General features: G+C 66.6%; 18 protein-coding genes. 12 read left to right on the top strand and 6 right to left on the bottom strand.

Features of this window, described 5'->3' with window-relative positions; translation table 11 throughout:
* Positions 1-184 precede the first annotated feature (184 nt).
* Genes ACQP2D_RS19275 through ACQP2D_RS19265 form a run of 3 tightly spaced genes read right to left on the bottom strand, consistent with a single transcriptional unit; the run spans position 185 to position 2,414 of the window.
* Positions 185-1,072, bottom strand: coding sequence for a TIGR03621 family F420-dependent LLM class oxidoreductase (locus ACQP2D_RS19275; RefSeq protein ID WP_433685082.1), 888 nt, complete (start codon positions 1,070-1,072; stop codon positions 185-187).
* Between the two features lie 47 nt (positions 1,073-1,119).
* Positions 1,120-1,335 (bottom strand): hypothetical protein, encoded by a 216-nt coding sequence (locus tag ACQP2D_RS19270; RefSeq protein WP_433685081.1) that lies wholly within the window; start codon positions 1,333-1,335, stop codon positions 1,120-1,122.
* An 11-nt stretch (positions 1,336-1,346) separates the two neighbouring features.
* Positions 1,347-2,414, bottom strand: a complete 1,068-nt coding sequence (locus ACQP2D_RS19265) for an NAD-dependent epimerase/dehydratase family protein (protein ID WP_433685080.1) — start codon at positions 2,412-2,414, stop codon at positions 1,347-1,349.
* 111 nt (positions 2,415-2,525) lie between these two features.
* On the opposite strand from ACQP2D_RS19265, the gene ACQP2D_RS19260 reads away from it, so the two are divergent.
* From ACQP2D_RS19260 to ACQP2D_RS19245, 4 genes are all read left to right on the top strand, one after another.
* Complete coding sequence (locus ACQP2D_RS19260) at positions 2,526-3,140, top strand: TetR/AcrR family transcriptional regulator (protein ID WP_433685078.1); 615 nt, start codon at positions 2,526-2,528, stop codon at positions 3,138-3,140.
* 87 nt (positions 3,141-3,227) lie between these two features.
* Positions 3,228-3,539, top strand: coding sequence for a nuclear transport factor 2 family protein (locus ACQP2D_RS19255; protein WP_433685077.1), 312 nt, complete (start codon positions 3,228-3,230; stop codon positions 3,537-3,539).
* A gap of 14 nt (positions 3,540-3,553) precedes the next feature.
* The gene (locus tag ACQP2D_RS19250; protein WP_433685076.1) at positions 3,554-4,696 is read left to right on the top strand and encodes an alkaline phosphatase family protein; all 1,143 of its coding nucleotides are present in this window, start codon (positions 3,554-3,556) and stop codon (positions 4,694-4,696) included.
* A 70-nt stretch (positions 4,697-4,766) separates the two neighbouring features.
* Positions 4,767-5,135 carry a hypothetical protein gene (locus ACQP2D_RS19245; protein WP_433685075.1) on the top strand — a complete coding sequence of 123 codons (369 nt, stop codon included), beginning with the start codon at positions 4,767-4,769 and terminating at the stop codon, positions 5,133-5,135.
* 12 nt (positions 5,136-5,147) lie between these two features.
* Here the strand turns inward: ACQP2D_RS19245 and ACQP2D_RS19240 are convergent, their stop codons facing one another.
* Positions 5,148-5,573 (bottom strand): MmcQ/YjbR family DNA-binding protein, encoded by a 426-nt coding sequence (locus ACQP2D_RS19240; protein WP_433685074.1) that lies wholly within the window; start codon positions 5,571-5,573, stop codon positions 5,148-5,150.
* Between the two features lie 147 nt (positions 5,574-5,720).
* Here ACQP2D_RS19240 and ACQP2D_RS19235 point away from each other — a divergent pair, with 147 nt between their 5' ends.
* From ACQP2D_RS19235 to ACQP2D_RS19225, 3 genes are all read left to right on the top strand, one after another.
* Entirely contained in the window at positions 5,721-6,941 is a 1,221-nt protein-coding gene (locus tag ACQP2D_RS19235) for a transcriptional regulator (protein ID WP_433685073.1), read from the top strand.
* Between the two features lie 90 nt (positions 6,942-7,031).
* Positions 7,032-8,549, top strand: coding sequence for an acetaldehyde dehydrogenase ExaC (gene exaC, locus ACQP2D_RS19230; protein ID WP_433685072.1), 1,518 nt, complete (start codon positions 7,032-7,034; stop codon positions 8,547-8,549).
* Positions 8,549-8,953 carry a DUF779 domain-containing protein gene (locus ACQP2D_RS19225; RefSeq protein ID WP_433685071.1) on the top strand — a complete coding sequence of 135 codons (405 nt, stop codon included), beginning with the start codon at positions 8,549-8,551 and terminating at the stop codon, positions 8,951-8,953. The genes exaC and ACQP2D_RS19225 overlap by 1 nt, the downstream gene beginning before the upstream one ends.
* Positions 8,954-9,110: 157 nt before the next feature.
* Here the strand turns inward: ACQP2D_RS19225 and ACQP2D_RS19220 are convergent, their stop codons facing one another.
* Complete coding sequence (locus ACQP2D_RS19220) at positions 9,111-10,664, bottom strand: succinic semialdehyde dehydrogenase (protein WP_433685070.1); 1,554 nt, start codon at positions 10,662-10,664, stop codon at positions 9,111-9,113.
* A gap of 180 nt (positions 10,665-10,844) precedes the next feature.
* On the opposite strand from ACQP2D_RS19220, the gene ACQP2D_RS19215 reads away from it, so the two are divergent.
* Positions 10,845-11,213: a DoxX family protein gene (locus ACQP2D_RS19215; protein WP_433685069.1), complete on the top strand. Its 369-nt coding sequence runs from the start codon at positions 10,845-10,847 to the stop codon at positions 11,211-11,213.
* A 43-nt stretch (positions 11,214-11,256) separates the two neighbouring features.
* Here the strand turns inward: ACQP2D_RS19215 and ACQP2D_RS19210 are convergent, their stop codons facing one another.
* Entirely contained in the window at positions 11,257-12,534 is a 1,278-nt protein-coding gene (locus tag ACQP2D_RS19210) for a hypothetical protein (RefSeq protein ID WP_433685068.1), read from the bottom strand.
* Between the two features lie 189 nt (positions 12,535-12,723).
* On the opposite strand from ACQP2D_RS19210, the gene ACQP2D_RS19205 reads away from it, so the two are divergent.
* The 4 genes from ACQP2D_RS19205 to ACQP2D_RS19190 are packed head-to-tail and all read left to right on the top strand — an operon-like array spanning position 12,724 to position 16,552.
* On the top strand, positions 12,724-15,219 hold the full coding sequence (locus tag ACQP2D_RS19205; protein ID WP_433685067.1) for a nitrate- and nitrite sensing domain-containing protein: 2,496 nt from the start codon (positions 12,724-12,726) through the stop codon (positions 15,217-15,219).
* The gene (locus ACQP2D_RS19200; protein WP_354960371.1) at positions 15,197-15,592 is read left to right on the top strand and encodes a roadblock/LC7 domain-containing protein; all 396 of its coding nucleotides are present in this window, start codon (positions 15,197-15,199) and stop codon (positions 15,590-15,592) included. The genes ACQP2D_RS19205 and ACQP2D_RS19200 overlap by 23 nt, the downstream gene beginning before the upstream one ends.
* Positions 15,589-15,963 (top strand): DUF742 domain-containing protein, encoded by a 375-nt coding sequence (locus tag ACQP2D_RS19195; protein WP_433685066.1) that lies wholly within the window; start codon positions 15,589-15,591, stop codon positions 15,961-15,963. Before ACQP2D_RS19200 ends, ACQP2D_RS19195 begins: the two co-directional genes overlap by 4 nt.
* Positions 15,944-16,552, top strand: coding sequence for a GTP-binding protein (locus ACQP2D_RS19190; RefSeq protein ID WP_433685065.1), 609 nt, complete (start codon positions 15,944-15,946; stop codon positions 16,550-16,552). The genes ACQP2D_RS19195 and ACQP2D_RS19190 overlap by 20 nt, the downstream gene beginning before the upstream one ends.
* Positions 16,553-16,796: the final 244 nt, after the last annotated feature.

Here is a 16,796-nt window from a genome sequence, read left to right as displayed (position 1 = left end):
CCGAGAAGCCGCCATATCCGTTGCGACCCCTCGCAACAACCCGAGACCTGATAATCGGGGCCAGGAAGCGGTTGCCCGCGTCTACGAAATGCGAGTTGCGAAGGGCCCCAATCGACATTCAGCGCTGCTGAGCCCAAATGCTCTGCGCTGCTATGAGACTCGTAGGCCGATGCGGTCGACGCGCTCAGCGCAGCAATTCGATGACCGGAGCCAGCGACTCCATGCTGTCTTCCAACACGGTGATGTAGCTGAACCCGAACCGCTCCCGCCGCTGCTCCAAACGCTGCGCCATCTCCTTGGGTGTACCGATCAGCAATGCGGGCAACTCTTCCGGTTGTTCGGCGACATCGGCGGGCAGATGCGGCCCGTAGCGTTCCAGCGCTGCGGCCCGCTCACTCGGCGCCACCACCCGCTGCAGCAGGATATTCAACTCGACGTCCTCGATCCGCGGCCCGAGCAGCTCCCGCAGAAACGCGATCCGGTCGTCAGTGGCGGCGGGCCCGAGCAGTTGCAGCGGTCCGCCGTTGTATGCGGGCGCGGCTCCGGGCAAGGCGACGATATCGGCGTATTCGGACGCGACCCGCAGCAGCCGATCACCCCATCCGGCGATGGCCAGCGGCGGCCCCGCGGGTTGCGCGGGCCGCGGCTGATACTCCGGATCGGCGAACAACCGTCGCAAGGTTTCGGCGGTCGCGGCCATCTGCTCGACGCGCTCACCGCCGCTCGCGAACGCGATCCCGGCCGATTCGAACTCGGCCCGCACATATCCGGCCCCGAGTCCCAGTTCCACCCGCCCCTCGGTGAACCGATCGGCCGTTGCCACGTCCCGAGCCAGCAGCACCGGGTTGTAGAAGGGCGCATTCAATACGAAGGTGGTGAGCCGAACTCGCTCGGTCGCCTCGGCCGCCAGCATCAGCGCGGGAAATGGCGCCGGCAGCCCTAGATGATCGGCCACGCCGACCACGTCATATCCGAGTTGTTCTGCCCTGCGGCACTTTTCGACCCACTCGGCCCGCGAGGCGGGAGCCAGCAGAGTGACACCGAACCGGAACTTGCGTCGCGAGGCCGTCACCCCTCCTGTCTACCACCGCGCCGACCGCGCGCACCCCGGAACCAAGGTCAGCAGGGGACGAGCACCAGGCCCGCACACACCATCGCCGCCAAGGTCACGCCGACCGCCAGCACCGCGCCCGGGCGGCGCAACCTGGACCACACAACGATCCGTCGCGGCCAGCCGCGCCGCCGCGACGGACCTGACTCCGGCCCCGTCCGCGGTCTGCCCGACCAGCGCCGCACCAGCCCGACGGTGGCCACGATGAGTGTCGCGATCAACATGATCCGATCCCCTATGCTCCCACTGGATTCGCCGTGGCCGCCCGCCGCGGCGACGCGGCACCGCCCCGTGGGACGCGCACAATGCCGTGCTGAAGCAGACTCTCGGCCGTATCCAGGACGGTCTCGCGGACCGGCCGCATCGACCAGCCGAGTTCACTCCGCGCCTTCTCGGAGCTGAGCCGCTCGGTGCGTCCCAAGGTCGGCAAGGTCAGTCGAATTCCCTTGTCGAACAGGGCGATCGCCCGCACCACGACATCCGGGACCACCCGTGTCGGCACCCGGAAACCGCGCGGTCCGAACTCCTCGGCCAGCAGCCGCCCCATCTCGGCCATCCAAACATGTTCGCCCGCACAGATATACCGATTCCCGGCGGCCTCGGGAACCTCCAGCGCCAGCCGATGCGCCACCGCCAGATCTCGCACATCGACCACCGCCCACCCCACCCGGGGCGAGCCGGGCGCGTCCCGGGCCAGCAGTCGGCGCACCGGTTCGTGCGAGGTGCTGGTGGCGGCGGATTGCAATGGTCCGAGCACCATTCCGGGATTCACCACCACCAGGTCGAGGTCCGAGGCCGCCGCGAAATCCCACGCCGCACGCTCGGCGAGTGTCTTGCTCTTCGGATAGGCCGCGCTTCGTTCGACCACCGACCAGTCCGCCTCGGTGCGCACCGCATCCGTCGCATGGCCGGAGATCACCGCCACAATCGAGGAGGTGAGCACCACCCGCCGCACCCCGCCATCGGTACCGGCCCGCAGCACCCGCAAGGTCCCATCGACCGCGGTATCGATGAGTTCGCGTTCATCGCTCGGCGGTGCCGACGGAAACGGCGACGCCACATGCATCACATACTCACACCCCGAAACCGCCGCCGCCCAACCTGAATCATTGTTGAGATCCGCCGCGACGAACTCCAGCGCGCCGCCGACGCGGTCGGCCAGCGCCACCAGATGTGCGCGTTTATCCGTATTTCCGAGATCTCGCACCGTGCCGCGCACGGCGTACCCGTGCTCGAGCAGTTCGGCGATGACATGTCCGGCGACGAATCCTGTTGCGCCGGTGACGAGTACCCGTGAGCTCATATGCTTACCCGCTTCGAAGGAGGAGTCGCGGCCGATTTATCTGAGCGCCGCTCAGATCATCTAAGCACTGCATAGTTATGCTGTCCAGGAGGTGTCGAATACGCTCGATCGGTGACGAGGACGAGTTACCACCACGGCGCATTGCGCGATACGCTCCTCGCCGCCTGCCTGCGTCTGATCGAAACCGAGGGCATCGGCGCGGTGAGTCTGCGCCGGGTGGCCCGCGAGGCGGGGGTGAGCACCGGCGCCCCCTACCACCACTTCGCCGATCGTTCGGCCCTGCTCGCCGCACTGTCCACCCGGGGTTTCCAACACCTCGCCAGCGAACTGGCCGCCGCCCGCGCGACCGCCGATACGCCACAGACGGCATTGACCGCGCTGGCCGAGACGTACGTGCGGTTCTCCCAGGAACATCCTGGCTACTTCCGCCTCATGTTCCGCCCGGAACTCTCCCAGCCCGAGAAACATCCCGACGCCATGGCCGCGGGCGATGCGGCCTTCGAAGTCCTGGCCGCCACCATCGCCGAAGGCGTCACCGCCGGACTGCTACCCGCTGACCGGGCTGACACCCTGGCCATCATGTGGTGGAGCCTGGCCCACGGCATGGCCTCGCTGTGGCTGGACGGTCAGCTCGAAAAACGCAGCCGCCAACTGGGCACCACCGCGCCGACGCTGGTGGAGGACATCATGCGCACCTTTACCGCCTTGGTCGCGCCCGGCGCGTGACACCGAACGGTGCGCCGATCGGTGCCCTACAGTGAATGCCAAACGTTTGCTGTCAGATACACCCACACTCTTCGAGAGGGATGTCCGATGACGCAGCAGCTCGATCCCACGGTCCGAGAATTTGTCGACGCGCTCAATGCCAACGACCAGGATCGCTTCCAGGCGGTGCTCACCGCGGACGCGACCATGTCCGATGACGGAGTGGAGCGCAATCTCGCCCTGTGGACCGATTCCGAGATCTTCGCCAGCAACGCACGCATGAATGTCGAGTCCATCGATGACGGTGGCACCGCGCTGGTCGCCGACTACACGAATTCCCGCTGGGGATCGATGCGCACCGCATGGCGGTTCACCGTGCGCGACGGCAAAATCAGCCGATTCGAGACCGGCCAGGCCTGAGTACGCTCGAGCTCGTGCTTCTTACGCCCCACTACGGCACGGGCTCCCTCGCGGATCTATTCCCCTCCCTCCTCGCTGGGCACGGCGTGCGCGGCGAGGTCGATCGGCTGGGTCTCGAACTCACCGCCGGCCGTATCTGTGTGTTGCTGGTCGACGGCCTCGGCGCGGAGGCGCTCGCCGCGAATTCCGAAGTGGCGCCATTCCTGTCGTCTCTGGCGCAGCGCACGCTGACAGCGGGATTCCCGAGCACGACCACCGTCAGTCTGAGTTCACTCGGCGTGGGGGTCCCGCCCGGCGAACACGGGATCATCGGGTATCTGATGCGCGTACCGGGCTATGACCGGCTGATGAATGCGCTGACCTGGCGGCTGCACGGCCCCGGACCGAAAATCGACCTGCTGCGCGAACTGGTGCCCGAGCAATTCCAACCTACCCCAACGGTATTCGAGCGTGCGGCTGCCGCCGGTATCGCGGTGGCGCAGGTCGCCCCGCATCTGCAAGCGGGTTCCGGTCTCACCCGAGCCGTACTGCGCGGCTGCGAATTTCGCCCCTACGTCTCCTTCGGCGATTTCGTCGACGGTGTCGCCACCGCCGTGCGTGCGGGCCGGCGCTCGCTGGTCTACGCCTACCACGGCAACCTCGACACCACCGGGCATGTGCGCGGACCATCCTCTTACGCTTGGCTTTTGGAGCTCGCGCACGTCGACCGACTGGCCGCGACCATCGCCGAACACCTGCCGCCGGATGCCGCGCTCATCGTCACCGCCGACCACGGCATGGTGGAACTCACCGACCGCGTCGACTTCGACACCACCGAGGTCCTGCGCGACGGTGTGCGCCAGCTCGGCGGTGAACCGCGCGCCCGCCACGTCTACACCCAGGACGGCGCGGCCGCCGATGTCGCGGCGACCTGGCGCGAATACCTCGGCGCCGACTTCGAGGTCGTCACCCGCGCCGAGGCGATCGGGCGCGGGTGGTTCGGCCCTACCGTCACAACGCGGATCGCCGAGCGCATCGGCGATCTGGTGGTGGTGGCCGGTGGCCTGCGCGGCGTCGTGCGCACCGGGGCCGAACCGCTGGAATCGATACTCATCGGCCTGCACGGTTCGCTGACACCCGCGGAAATGAATGTGCCGCTGTGCACGTTCGGGTCGTAATCGCGCCGCTGCCCTAGGCTGTACCGCGACGTCGCGGGCATCGCCGCCCGCCCAGCCGCCAGGAGGAACCATGGGTGCAGCACCGCGTAGCGATTCGATGAGGGGTCGCGCTCGGGCGACGCATGGGCGCGTCGCGCTGTCACGGGTCGGACTCGCGCTCGCGGCGGTCGCGTTACTGCTGACCGGTTGCTCCGATATCCAGCGTGCGCTCAACCAGGGTGGTGACACCACCTGCCGCGACTACGTCAAGCAGGACCAGGACGGCAAGCGCATGACGATCACCAAATTCATCAAGCAGCAGACCAACGACGATCACGAACCCGCGGGAACGGCGGTCGACGCCACCATGATTCAGGTCGACCTGCTGTGCGGCGTCCAGGTCAATCAGGACACCCCGATCAAGAAGGCCGATATCGCAGGCATTTTCGTCAACAAGTAGGGGTGGGGCACCTCAGTCCGCGACGTTGTGCGCGGCCAGCCAGTCGGCGGCCCGCTTGCGCGAGGCCCGCGACAGCCAGGCATCTTGGATCACCTCGGCCAGTTCCTGCTTGCTGAGTTCGCCGATTCTGCTGGCGCGCACCAGGACCGACAGATGGCCATCGAAGTGTGGTGTGGTGAAGAACGGTGAATCCGGATCCTGCACCAGCGCCAGCTTGTCCGACTCCGAGGGCACCCAGATCACGATCACATCGGGATAGCGCTCACCGGTGTCCGGATCGAAGGCGTCCGGGCGCGGGTTGCGGAAGAATACGAAGGACTTGCCGCCGACCTGGTACACCGGATTGCCGCTCGGACCGTCCACTCGGCTGACGAACGGCATGCCGGTGGCAAGTTCGTGCACGTCGGCGAGCCGGGCCCGCCGCGATACGGTCGCCATACCAGCAGCCTAGAACCTTGGCCGCACAACGGGATCGAATTGTCAATGGGGACTGGTCGGTTTGCCATCAAAGCCTCCCCTAACCACCTTGCATACGCCATCATGAGAGAGCGAATGTGAGCTCACACTAACGATGGGGTTTACGAGGTGGCACAATCCCGCACCCTCACCCAGCAACGTGCAGCACTGGAAAAGGAATGGGCCCGGTGGGCGGCGGCTCCCAGCAGCGCCGTGCGCATACCCGTGGGCACCACCTCACTCCGCACCGAGGTGGTCGAATCCTGGCAGCGCTCACTGATGACCGTCGATCCGAATCGCACCGAGGCGCCCGGCCTGGGCGATATCCGCGATCGCTGGACCGAATCCCCGCTGCGCCAACCGATCACCGAACTCGCCGGTGATCTACGTGGGATCGCCGAGGATTCCGGATACCTCGCCGTGGTCACCGATGCCGCGGGCACCGTCCTGTGGTCGTGCGGCGATCGCGCCCTGCGCCGACAGGCCGAGGCGGTGAACTTCGCGCCCGGCGGCTGCTGGGACGAAAGCCATATGGGCACCAACGGATTATCGCTCGCCCTGCACGGCGACCGCCCGGCCAGTGTCTTCGCCGCCGAACATCTCGTCGCGGCACTGCACGGCTGGGTCTGCTACTCCGCACCGATCCACGCACCCGACGGCCGACAGGTCGGTGTGCTCGACCTGTCCAGTTCCTGGGACCGCTCGCATCCGATGGTGATGACCTCGGTGCGAGCCCTGGTGACCGCCGTCGAGACGATGTTGCGTGCCGCCGCACCCGATCCAGCCCCCGGTGTCCGGCTCGAATGTCTCGGTGGCGCACGGCTGGTCCGCGACGGGAGGCCGGTCCCCTTACCTCCGCGCCACCTGGAAATCCTGGCGCTGCTCGCCCTGGAACCCGATGGGTTCACGCCCGAACAACTGCAGGCCGCGGTTTATGGCGACCGTCCGGTCTCCTCCAGCACCCTCAAGGCCGATGTGTCGCATCTGCGCCGCACTACCGGCGGTGAGATCAGCAACCGCCGCTATATGCTGACCGGCCCGGTTTCCTGCGATGCGGTCGACCTGTTGGCCGCGATCCAGGCCGGGGACACCACCTCGGCGGTCTGGCTCTATCGCGGACCGCTGCTGCCCGCCTCGGACACCCCCGGCGTCCTGACCTGGCGCGACCATTTGGATGTCGGGGTCCGCACCGCCGTGCTGGCCAGCGATAGCGCCGACCACGCGGTGGCGTTCGGTGAGCGCTCCCCCGGTGATATCGAGGTGCACGAACACGCGTTGCGGCTGCTGCCCGACGACGATGTGCGCCGCGCCGTGGTCGTGGCCCGGTTGCATACCGCGCAGCGCGCCTGAGCATTCGCCGCCATCGCGGCGCCAACCTCGCACCAACCTTCTGGGGAGATAGTTGCCCCCGCAGAGATGATTCGCGAGGAGCGCCCACAGATGATCTATGCCAAACCGGGGTCGGCCACCGGCATCGTCAACTACGCCAGTCGCTATGAGAACTTCATCGGAGGCGACTGGGCGACTCCGGTCGAGGGTAGGTACTTCGACAACCCGTCGCCGGTCGACGGTGAGACCTTCTGCTCGGTCGCGCGTTCCACCGCATCCGATATCGATATGGCCCTGGAGGCCGCGCACCGCGCAACCGACGAGTGGGCCGCCACCTCCCCCACCGCGCGCGCCAACATCCTCAACAAGATCGCCGACCGGATCGAGCACAGCATCGAACCCCTGGCCATCGCCGAAACCTGGGACAACGGCAAACCCGTGCGCGAAACCCTCGCCGCGGACCTACCTTTGGCGGTCGACCACTTCCGCTACTTCGCTGGCGCCATCCGCGCCCAAGAGGGCAGCATCGCCGAAATCGACACCGATACGATCGCCTATCACTTCCACGAACCACTCGGCGTGGTCGGCCAGATCATTCCGTGGAACTTCCCGATCCTGATGGCCGCGTGGAAGCTGGCCCCGGCCCTGGCGGCAGGCAACTGTGTGGTGCTCAAGCCCGCGGAGCAGACTCCGGCCTCGATTCTGTTGGTGATCGAACTGATCGCGGACCTGCTACCGCCCGGAGTTCTCAACGTGGTCAACGGTTTCGGTGTCGAGGCGGGTAAGCCCCTGGCCGCCAGCCCGCGCGTGGCCAAGATCGCCTTCACCGGTGAGACCACCACCGGCCGGCTCGTCATGCAGTACGCGAGCGAAAACATCATTCCGGTCAGTCTGGAGTTGGGTGGTAAGAGCCCCAATATCTTCCTGCCCGATGTGATGGCCGCCGACGATGAATTCCTGGACAAGGCCGTCGAGGGTTTCGTGATGTTCGCGCTCAACCAGGGCGAGGTGTGCACCTGCCCGTCGCGCGCGCTGATCCACTCGTCGATCTACGACGAATTCCTGGCCCGCTGCATCGAACGGACCGAGGCCATCAAGGGCGGCAACCCGCTCGACGACACCACCATGATCGGAGCCCAAGCCAGTAACGACCAATACGAAAAGATCCTGTCCTACATCGATATCGGCCGGCAGGAAGGCGCCCGCGTGCTCACCGGAGGGGAAGTACGCAAGGTGGATGGACTGCCGGGTGGCTACTACGTCCAGCCGACGATTTTCGAGGGCACCAACACCATGCGGATCTTCCAGGAGGAGATCTTCGGCCCGGTGGTCGCGGTGACCCGGTTCGACACCGTGGACGAGGCTGTCAGGATCGCCAACGACACCCTCTACGGACTCGGTGCGGGCGTATGGACCAGGGATATCACCACGGCGTACCGGATGGGCCGGGCAATCAAGGCCGGGCGAGTATGGACCAACTGCTTCCACGCGTACCCCGCGCACGCCGCCTTCGGCGGGTACAAGAAGTCCGGCATCTGCCGGGAGAACCACAAAATGATGCTCGACCATTACCAGCAGACCAAAAATTTGCTGGTCAGCTATTCACCGACAAAGCTCGGACTCTTTTGATGCATGGCAGAGTGGCCCGCGTCGCCATAACCGAGCGGGCGCGAGAAGTGTTGCGCCGGTTGATCGAACAGCACGGCCCGGTGCTGTTCCACCAATCCGGCGGCTGCTGCGACGGCAGCTCACCGATGTGCTTCGGCGTGCGCGAATTCCGCATCGGCGGCGCGGATGTGCTGTTGGGTCGGCTGCCCTGGCATACCGAATTCTGGATCAGCGGCGATCAGTACGAACACTGGAAACACACCCATCTCACCGTGGACGTGGTGAGCGGACGCGGCGGCGGATTCTCGCTCGAGGCGCCCGAGGGCGTGCGGTTCATCATCCGATCGCGGCTGCTGACCGATGAGGAGACCACGGTGCTGGCGGACGGGCCGCCGCCGCGGACCGGAGCCGACCGAATGAACTGACTGCCGCGAGGCAGTCGCCTCGGCCCGATTCACGCCTGCGTAGGTGCGTCCGCGGGCGACAATCCGGTGATCGGCCAGGGGGTTCCGCAGCCCCGGGCCGACACCGCAAGGCCCCGCCGTCCCGTTGTGAACCGGGGCGGCGGGGTCGGGGGCCGGGTCAGCGGCCGGGCAGGAACCGGAAGCTGCGGGCCAGGGTCATCAGCAGCCGCTGCCACTTGTCCTGTGAGATCACCACTGGCGCATCGAGATTCATGAATCGCGTGACGACCACCGTCTGCGGTTCGGTGAACTTCAGCAGACCGTCCGGGCCGTGCCTGCGCCCGACGCCGGAAATGCCCATACCGCCCATCGGTGCGGCGGTGGTGCCCCAGGCCGGTGCGTATCCCTCGTCGACGCAGACAGTGCCCGCGTGCAGCCGCTCGGCGATCCGCTCGCCCGCCGATTTGCTCTGCGCCCACACGCTCGCGTTCAGTCCGTACTCGGTGTCATTGGCCAGCTCGATCGCTTGCTCGACATTCTCGACCGGGTAGATCGAGACCAGCGGGCCGAAGGTTTCATTGCGACCGCATTCCATCTCGTCGGTGACATCGGCGAGCACGGTCGGTTCGAAGAACAGCGGTCCCAGATCCGGGCGCGCCGAACCGCCGGCGAGCACCTTCGCGCCCTTGGAGGTCGCGTCGGCGACGTGTTTGTTGACGGTCTCCAATTGCGCCTCGGAGATCAGGCTGCCGATATCGGCCGAATAGTCATAGGCGGCACCGAGTTTCGCGGCCCTGACGGCGGCGACGAACTTCTCGGTGAACTCCGCGGCGACCGCCTTCTCCACGTACAACCGCTCGATCGAAATACACAGCTGTCCGGCATTGGAGAAGCAGGCGCGCACCGCGGCCTTGGCGGCTCGATCCAGTTTCGCGCCGCGGGTAACGATCATCGGGTTCTTGCCGCCCAGTTCGGCGGAGAAACCGATGAGCCTGCGCCCGCACTGTTCGGCCAGGGTGCGCCCGGTCGCCGAGGATCCGGTGAACATCAGGTAGTCGCAGCTGTCGACGATCGCGGTGCCGACCACGGTGCCCGGGCCGGGTACCACCGCGAGCAGGTCGCGGGGCAGCCCGGCCTGGTACAGCAGCTCCGCGCTGGCCAGTGCGGAGAACGGGGTCTGACTGTCCGGCTTGACGACCACCGCATTGCCCGCGAGCAGCGCCGGGATCGAATCACCGATGGACAGCAGCATCGGATAGTTCCACGGCGCGACCACACCGACGACGCCCTTGGGCTGGTGGCGCACGTTCGCGCGGTTGAGCACCGGGAAGGCGCCGGGCACGCGGTGCGCGTCGAGCAGATCGGGCGCGACCCTGGCGAAGTAGCGGGCCGCGAACATCAGGCCCATGATCTCTTCCTGGGCGGCCCAGCGCGCCTTGCCGGTTTCGGCCTGGATCACGTCCATCAGGAATTCCCGCTGTTCGATGACCAGTTCCCGATACCGCTCGAGCACCTCGGCCCGGTCCTTGGCCGACCGCGCGGCCCACCTGGCCTGTGCCGCCCTGGCCTTGCCGAAGGCGACCGTCACGTCCTCGGCGCTGCCCACCGGCACGGTGCCCAGTGGCTTGCCGGTGAAGGTCTCGGCGATCGTCTTGCGCGCACGCTCGGCCGGATCATCGATCGCGGCGAGCGCACTGAGACGGTCGAAGACTTCGGCATTCGGCGCGGGCATCGGTGCCTCCTACTTGTCAGTAACCTCGGGATACACACAACATACGCCGCGTGCGGTCACCGCAGCAGCCACTACCGCGTGGTTGACGGAGAATGGTGTGTATTCGGCTGGAACTGTCACGTTCCGCGGACCTGATTTGTCTGATGGACACCCCGCCCCCGACGAACTCAGGGAGGAATCATGAATATCGCCTTATGGATCGGACAGATCCTGCTGGCCATCGTGTTCACCGCATCCGGAATCGCGAAATCCACGCAGTCGAAGGAGAAACTGGTCGCATCGGGCCAGACCGGTGTCGCGGTATTTCCGAAGCCGGTCGTGCGACTGACCGCCTACAGCGAACTGCTCGGCGCCGTCGGGATCATCGTGCCCTGGTGGACCGGGATCGTGCCGGTGCTCACCCCACTGGCCGCGGTCGGCTTCGCCGTGGTCATGATCGGTGCGATCACCTCGCACGTGCGCCTGCGCGAACCCCGCAATATCGCGATCACCACGACACTGCTCATCATCGCCGTGCTGGTCGCCATCGGCCGCTTCGCCGGCCTGTGACCGCGGTGGCGAATTCGGTGGCGAGCCCGCCACCGAATTCGATTCAGGCGCCGCGTCTTTCCCAGATGCGTTCGAGTTTCGGGCCCAGCTCGAGTCCGATTTCGCGTTCGGCCCGCACCGAGCGGGCCAGCAGTTTGCGCGCACTGCGGAAGGGCAGCCGGTCGATGCTCCAACCCCACAGCCGTTCGTTGACCATCTTGAAGGCCTGCTCGCTCGCGGTGCCGACGATCGCGCCGCCGACCGCGCCGGGCGGGCCCGCGACAATGAGTCCGCCCATCGCGCCGAGTCCGGCACCGAGTGCCTTCGGCAGCACCTCGATCACGATGGGGCGCAATAGTTCCAGGCGATCGCGGGTGGAGTCGAGTTCGGCCGCCACGGCATCGGCTGCTTCGGCGAGGGCGCGGCGGGCCCGCTCGGAGCGGTCGGCGTCCTCGGCGGCGAGTTCGGCGCGCAGCGTCCGATAGCGGGCGACCGCCTTCTGCTCGCGAAGATCCTTGGCGCGCCGCAGCAGGGCCTCCGGGCCGCCGCGCGCACCGTCCAAGGTTTCCACGAGGTACGGGAGAAATGAAGGCGTCCAGGGCAATTCCTCATCGCGCCAGCCATCCCCGCCGGTGCGGCAGCGGCGGGCGAGCTCGGCGAAGACCTCCGCCTCGGTGGCGGCGCGCCGGTTGGCCGCGCCGACGCCGATCGCGCCGATCACCCGGCTGCGACACGCAGATACGACATGCGGTGCGCCGATCTGCTGTGCGTAACCGGTGAAGACCAGATGACCTACCAGAAAGCGCGCCAACTGTTTATCGCGTTCGTCGGGCAGTTGCGGGTCGAGATATTCCAGTGCCGGTTGCCATTGGTAGCGCATGCCGTGCAGCGTTCGCAGAATCTGGTCGGCGACGCCGCCGGGCACGAAGGGACCGTGGGCCATCCGGTCCTTGATCTGTTCCAGCGCGGCGGTTTTCGTTCGCTCGTACAGATCGAGCGCGACATCGACGTGCACCAGGGTCTGCTCGCCGTCGGCGTTCATCGCGCTGCCGAGACCGTCGCGGTAGTTCATCTCCTCGGTATCGAAGGTGTCCGGATAGTTGAAGGCGGGCAGCTTGTCGTGCAACACGATGAGGTCGAAGAAGGTCGCCAGCGCACCGAGATCCGCCGCGATAACCGACCAGCGATCGGGCCCGGCCGCCCTGCCCTCGAGGAAGAACTGGCCGACCCGGTACAGCAGCGGATCGACCACCACCGACAGCCCTTGCGGGACAAGGATTTCCCACTCCTCCATGCCGCTGATACGGACGTCGTATCGCGGGTCGATCGGACCGGCGTTCATCTTCTCAGGACCGCCTCTCACACCATCGCAATGCGCCGAATGTGCAGCGTAACCCCGGTCTGCTCGGTGCGCCAGAAGCCGTGTACATGCGCATTGTTTCCGGGACGGAACTATTTCGGATTGTCAAATCTCGTCCCGCTCACCGGGACTCGAGCAACGAAATGGTCACAACTGGTTTAGGTTGTGTCGATGTTCAGAGCGAGGCTCGGGGTCCGAACGCGGATTCTGGCGATCGCGCTCGTCCCGAGCCTGACTCTGCTCGTGGTCGGCGTGGGAGCGGCGGGATACCTGGTTGCCGAGGGAAATAAGGCCAAGGACTGGGCGTCGCAGAATCAGCAGGCGATTCCCTCGACCCGGGAATTGCTGGAGGCGGTCCAGGGCGAACGTCAGCTCACACTAGCCACGCTCACCGGCGACGAGACCGCGGGACCCGCGCTCGGCGCGGCCCGGATCCGGCTGGACAGCGCGCTGAAGGGCCTGCTCGCGGCTGGCGACAAGCTGCGCGCGGTCGACGATTCCAAGATCGGCGACAACGCCGCGAACTTCATGACTCTCTCGACGTCGATGACCCAGGTGCGCACCGCAACCGATGCGGGCGCACTGCCCGTCCCCGACGCGTACAACTTCTACAACCGGCTGCTCGACGTCATCTCCTTCGGCACCGAGATCGCCGAGCAGACCGCACCGGACGCCGAGATCGGCGTGCACATCGCCGACGGTATGCGGATCTTCCTGGCGGCCGAGGCGATGTCGCGCAGTAACGCGCTGGCGGCCACGATCGTCAATGCGAATGGGCCGATCCCGGTTCCGGTCGAGGAGTTCCTGCGCCAGACCGGCTTCTACCACACCGAAGTCGCCAATCTGGCGGGCGAACTCGACCCGAAGCAGCAGGAGAGCCTGCACTCGCTCATGGCCGGTCAGGCCTGGCAGCAGCTGACCGCCATGGAAAATGCTCTGGCGCAACGCAATATGACCGCGACCAGCACAACTTCCACCGGCACCAGTTCGTCGAGTTCGTCGAGCGCATCAAGTGGCACCACCAAGCAGTCGACGCCACTGCCACTTCCACTGAGCATGCAGGAGTGGCACAATGTCGCCGCCGAGGTGAACCGCGGACTGATCGACGTCTGGATCGACCAGAACAAGTACTCGCAGAAACTGGCCGAGGACAAGGCCGCCGACGCCACCACGAACTCCGCGTGGGCAGGCGGCGGTGTCGTGGTGGTCAGCCTGCTGGCATTCGTCATCGCGATCGTGCTGGCCAACCGAATCATCCGCAGGCTCAAGCGACTTCGTGGCGAGACCCTCGCCCTGGCCGATGAACGTCTGCCCGAGCTGATGCGGCGGCTGGGCGAGGGCGAACTCATCGATCCCGATGCCGAGGCGGCGAACCTGGATTACGGTTCCGACGAAATCGGCCAGGTGGCCAAGGCATTCCAGCATGCACACGCCGCGGCTGTCGCGGGCGCGGTGAACGAGGCGCGTACCCGCGAGGGTGTGAAGGCGGTCTTCCTCAATATCGCCCACCGCAGCCAGATCGTGGTGCACCGGCAGCTGGAGATCCTGGACAAAGCCGAAGAGCGCCAAGAGGATCCGATCCTACTGGATACGCTGTTCCGGCTCGACCATCTGGCCACCCGGGAACGCCGCAATGCCGAGAACCTGATCATCCTGGGCGGCGGTCAGCCCGGACGTCAGTGGCGCAATCCGGTGCCGCTGCTCGATCTGGTTCGCAGCGCGGTCGGCGAAACCCTGGACTACGCGCGGGTTCGGGTGGCCCGGCTTCCGGAGGCCTATGTACTGGGCGCGGTCGTGGCCGACCTCATCCACCTGCTCGCCGAACTGGTGGACAATGCGACCTCGTTCTCACCGCCGCAGTCGCGGGTCGAGGTGACCGGCAATGTGGTCGGCAAGGGTGTGGTCGCCGAGATCAGCGATCAGGGCATGGGCATGTCCGAGTCCGAGATCGCCAGGGTCAACGAAATGCTGCGCCAGCCACCGGATTTCGGTGTCGCTGCACTGTCGGCGGATTCGCGTCTCGGACTGTTCGTCGTCGCGCAGCTGGCCGCCCGCCACGGTGTTTCGGTTCGGTTGACCGAATCCGATTACGGCGGCATCCGCGCCATCGTGCTCATCCCGAAGTCCCTGCTCGCCGACGGAACAAGCCCCGCGCTCACCACAGGTTCGGAACCATCGGACTCGGTGCGCAGGCGACGGCATCCGGTCCCCTTCGTCGACTCCTCGCCCTATGGCGGCGCCGAGTCCGATTCCGCGGTGCTCACCGCGCCGCCACTGGCTCCGCCCGCGGTGGAGCCCGAGCCCTCGGCGGATCCGCCGAGGCCCGCATTCGAGGCGCCGCAGCCAACGGCATCCGACACCAGGCCCGCCCTGCCGCGCCGCAACCGGCAGGCCAGTATCGCACCGCAATTGGCGCAGCAGGCCCCGACGGAACCGGCTACCGAACAGCAGCCGGAGCGGGAGCGCTCGGCCGAGCAGGCCCGAGACCTGATGTCGGCCATCGAAAACGGGACGAGACAGGGCCGCCGCGCGGTCCCCGATTCCGCCATCCCTGATGCTGTGGTGCCCGAGGTGGCGTCCCCTGAGCATTTCGGCGCATCCGCTGCGCCTGCCGTCAATCCCTCGGATGAACAGGAAGGCAACGGTGACTTCTTCCAGCCCCGGTGACCTCAATTGGCTGCTCGATGATCTGGTCGATCGGCTGGCGGGCGTGCGCTACGCGGTGGTGCTGTCCACCGACGGCCTGCTCCTGGGCCGTTCCACCGCGATGACCCGCGAGGACGCCGAACATTTCGCCGCCATGTCCTCCACCCTCTACGGGCTGGCCCGCAGCGCGGGCAGCCGTTTCGACGGCGGCGGGGTCCGCCAAGCGGTGATCGAACTCGATCGGGCCGTACTGTTCGTGACCTCGGCCGGGGACAACGCCTGCCTGGCACTGCAGGCGGCCGAAACCGCGAATCTCGGGATGGTCGCCTACGAAATGAACGTCACCGTGCAACGCGTCGGCACCTACCTATCGACCCCAGCGCGACTGCCATGACACGCGGCGGCGGGCAATGGTTCGATGAGGACGCCGGTCCGCTGGTCCGGCCCTACGCGCTGACCCGCGGGCGGGTCATGGGAGCAGGCCACGATCTGGACATGCTCACCGTGGTCGTCACGGCCGATCGGGCGCCCACCCTGCGCCGCACCGAACCCGAATACGCGGACATCGTCGCGTTGTGTCGCGTCCCGCAGTCGGTCGCCGAGGTGGCTGCGCATGTGAAACTTCCCTTGGCGGTAACCAAGATCCTCGTCGGCGACCTGATCGGCGAAGGCCACTTGATCTTCCGGGCACCGGTGCAGCCGGACGCGGGCCCCGGCGATCTCAACGTATTGCGAGCGGTACTGGATGGCATCCGAAAGCTTTGACCCGACCCGTCCCGGTGCGACACCGCATCTGGCCGCCTCGGTCAAGATTCTCATCGCCGGTGGCTTCGGCGTCGGCAAAACAACCATGGTCTCATCGATCAGCGAAGTCGCGCCGCTGCGGACCGAGGAACTGATCACCGAGGTCAGCACCGGCATCGACGACCTATCCGGCGTCGAACAGAAGACCACCACCACCGTCGCACTGGACTTCGGTCGGATCACCATCGACGCCGACCTGGTGCTCTACCTGTTCGGCACTCCCGGCCAGGACCGATTCTGGTTCCTGTGGGACGAACTCTCGCGCGGCGCACTCGGCGCGGTCGTCATCGCCGACACCCGTCGCCTCGGCAATTCCTTTGCCGCCGTGGACTTCTTCGAACGCCGCGGCCTGCCCTTTCTCGTCGCGGTCAACTGCTTCGACGGCGCACCGGTCTACACCGTCGACGAGGTCCGCGACGCTCTCGACCTCGATCCCCACATCCCCACACTGCTCTGCGACGCCCGCGACCGCGCCTCCTGCAAACAAGTACTGCTCGAACTTGTACAACACCTCATCGAACGCGCAGGGCGGGCACCGGTCGCCACTTAGCGGTATTCGCGCCGGCTGCCGATGCAGTGGCCTGTACTCCCGGCGACCTTCCCGTCGTTGAACCAGCCGACGAGTCGGCGTTCGGTGTGTTCACCGAGCCCCGGTTCGAGGATGACCAGCCACATCCCTCGTGCTCGACGTCAAGGCCATGACCCCGGCGATCGCGGTCACCGTGGGCACGGTCAGGATGAGTAGTCGGCGCAACATGATTCACCACCGCACCAACGGGCCGTGCAGTAGTCGC

This window comes from Nocardia sp. CA-119907 (assembly GCF_050955995.1).
Taxonomy (GTDB): Bacteria; Actinomycetota; Actinomycetes; order Mycobacteriales; family Mycobacteriaceae; genus Nocardia.
The sequence above is the reverse complement of the archived record's forward strand: the minus strand, read 5'-3'. Positions and strand labels throughout refer to the sequence as shown.

Excerpts from the sequence above, each read along its gene's own strand:
- ACQP2D_RS19270 (WP_433685081.1), bottom strand. The coding sequence starts at position 1,335 with ATGTTGATCGCGACACTCATCGTGGCCACCGTCGGGCTGGTGCGGCGC.
- ACQP2D_RS19265 (WP_433685080.1), bottom strand. The coding sequence starts at position 2,414 with ATGAGCTCACGGGTACTCGTCACCGGCGCAACAGGATTCGTCGCCGGA.
- ACQP2D_RS19255 (WP_433685077.1), top strand. The coding sequence starts at position 3,228 with ATGACGCAGCAGCTCGATCCCACGGTCCGAGAATTTGTCGACGCGCTC.
- ACQP2D_RS19245 (WP_433685075.1), top strand. The coding sequence starts at position 4,767 with ATGGGTGCAGCACCGCGTAGCGATTCGATGAGGGGTCGCGCTCGGGCG.
- ACQP2D_RS19240 (WP_433685074.1), bottom strand. The coding sequence starts at position 5,573 with ATGGCGACCGTATCGCGGCGGGCCCGGCTCGCCGACGTGCACGAACTT.
- exaC (WP_433685072.1), top strand. The coding sequence starts at position 7,032 with ATGATCTATGCCAAACCGGGGTCGGCCACCGGCATCGTCAACTACGCC.
- ACQP2D_RS19225 (WP_433685071.1), top strand. The coding sequence starts at position 8,549 with ATGCATGGCAGAGTGGCCCGCGTCGCCATAACCGAGCGGGCGCGAGAA.
- ACQP2D_RS19220 (WP_433685070.1), bottom strand. The coding sequence starts at position 10,664 with ATGCCCGCGCCGAATGCCGAAGTCTTCGACCGTCTCAGTGCGCTCGCC.
- ACQP2D_RS19215 (WP_433685069.1), top strand. The coding sequence starts at position 10,845 with ATGAATATCGCCTTATGGATCGGACAGATCCTGCTGGCCATCGTGTTC.
- ACQP2D_RS19210 (WP_433685068.1), bottom strand. The coding sequence starts at position 12,534 with ATGAACGCCGGTCCGATCGACCCGCGATACGACGTCCGTATCAGCGGC.
- ACQP2D_RS19205 (WP_433685067.1), top strand. The coding sequence starts at position 12,724 with ATGTTCAGAGCGAGGCTCGGGGTCCGAACGCGGATTCTGGCGATCGCG.
- ACQP2D_RS19195 (WP_433685066.1), top strand. The coding sequence starts at position 15,589 with ATGACACGCGGCGGCGGGCAATGGTTCGATGAGGACGCCGGTCCGCTG.
- ACQP2D_RS19190 (WP_433685065.1), top strand. The coding sequence starts at position 15,944 with ATGGCATCCGAAAGCTTTGACCCGACCCGTCCCGGTGCGACACCGCAT.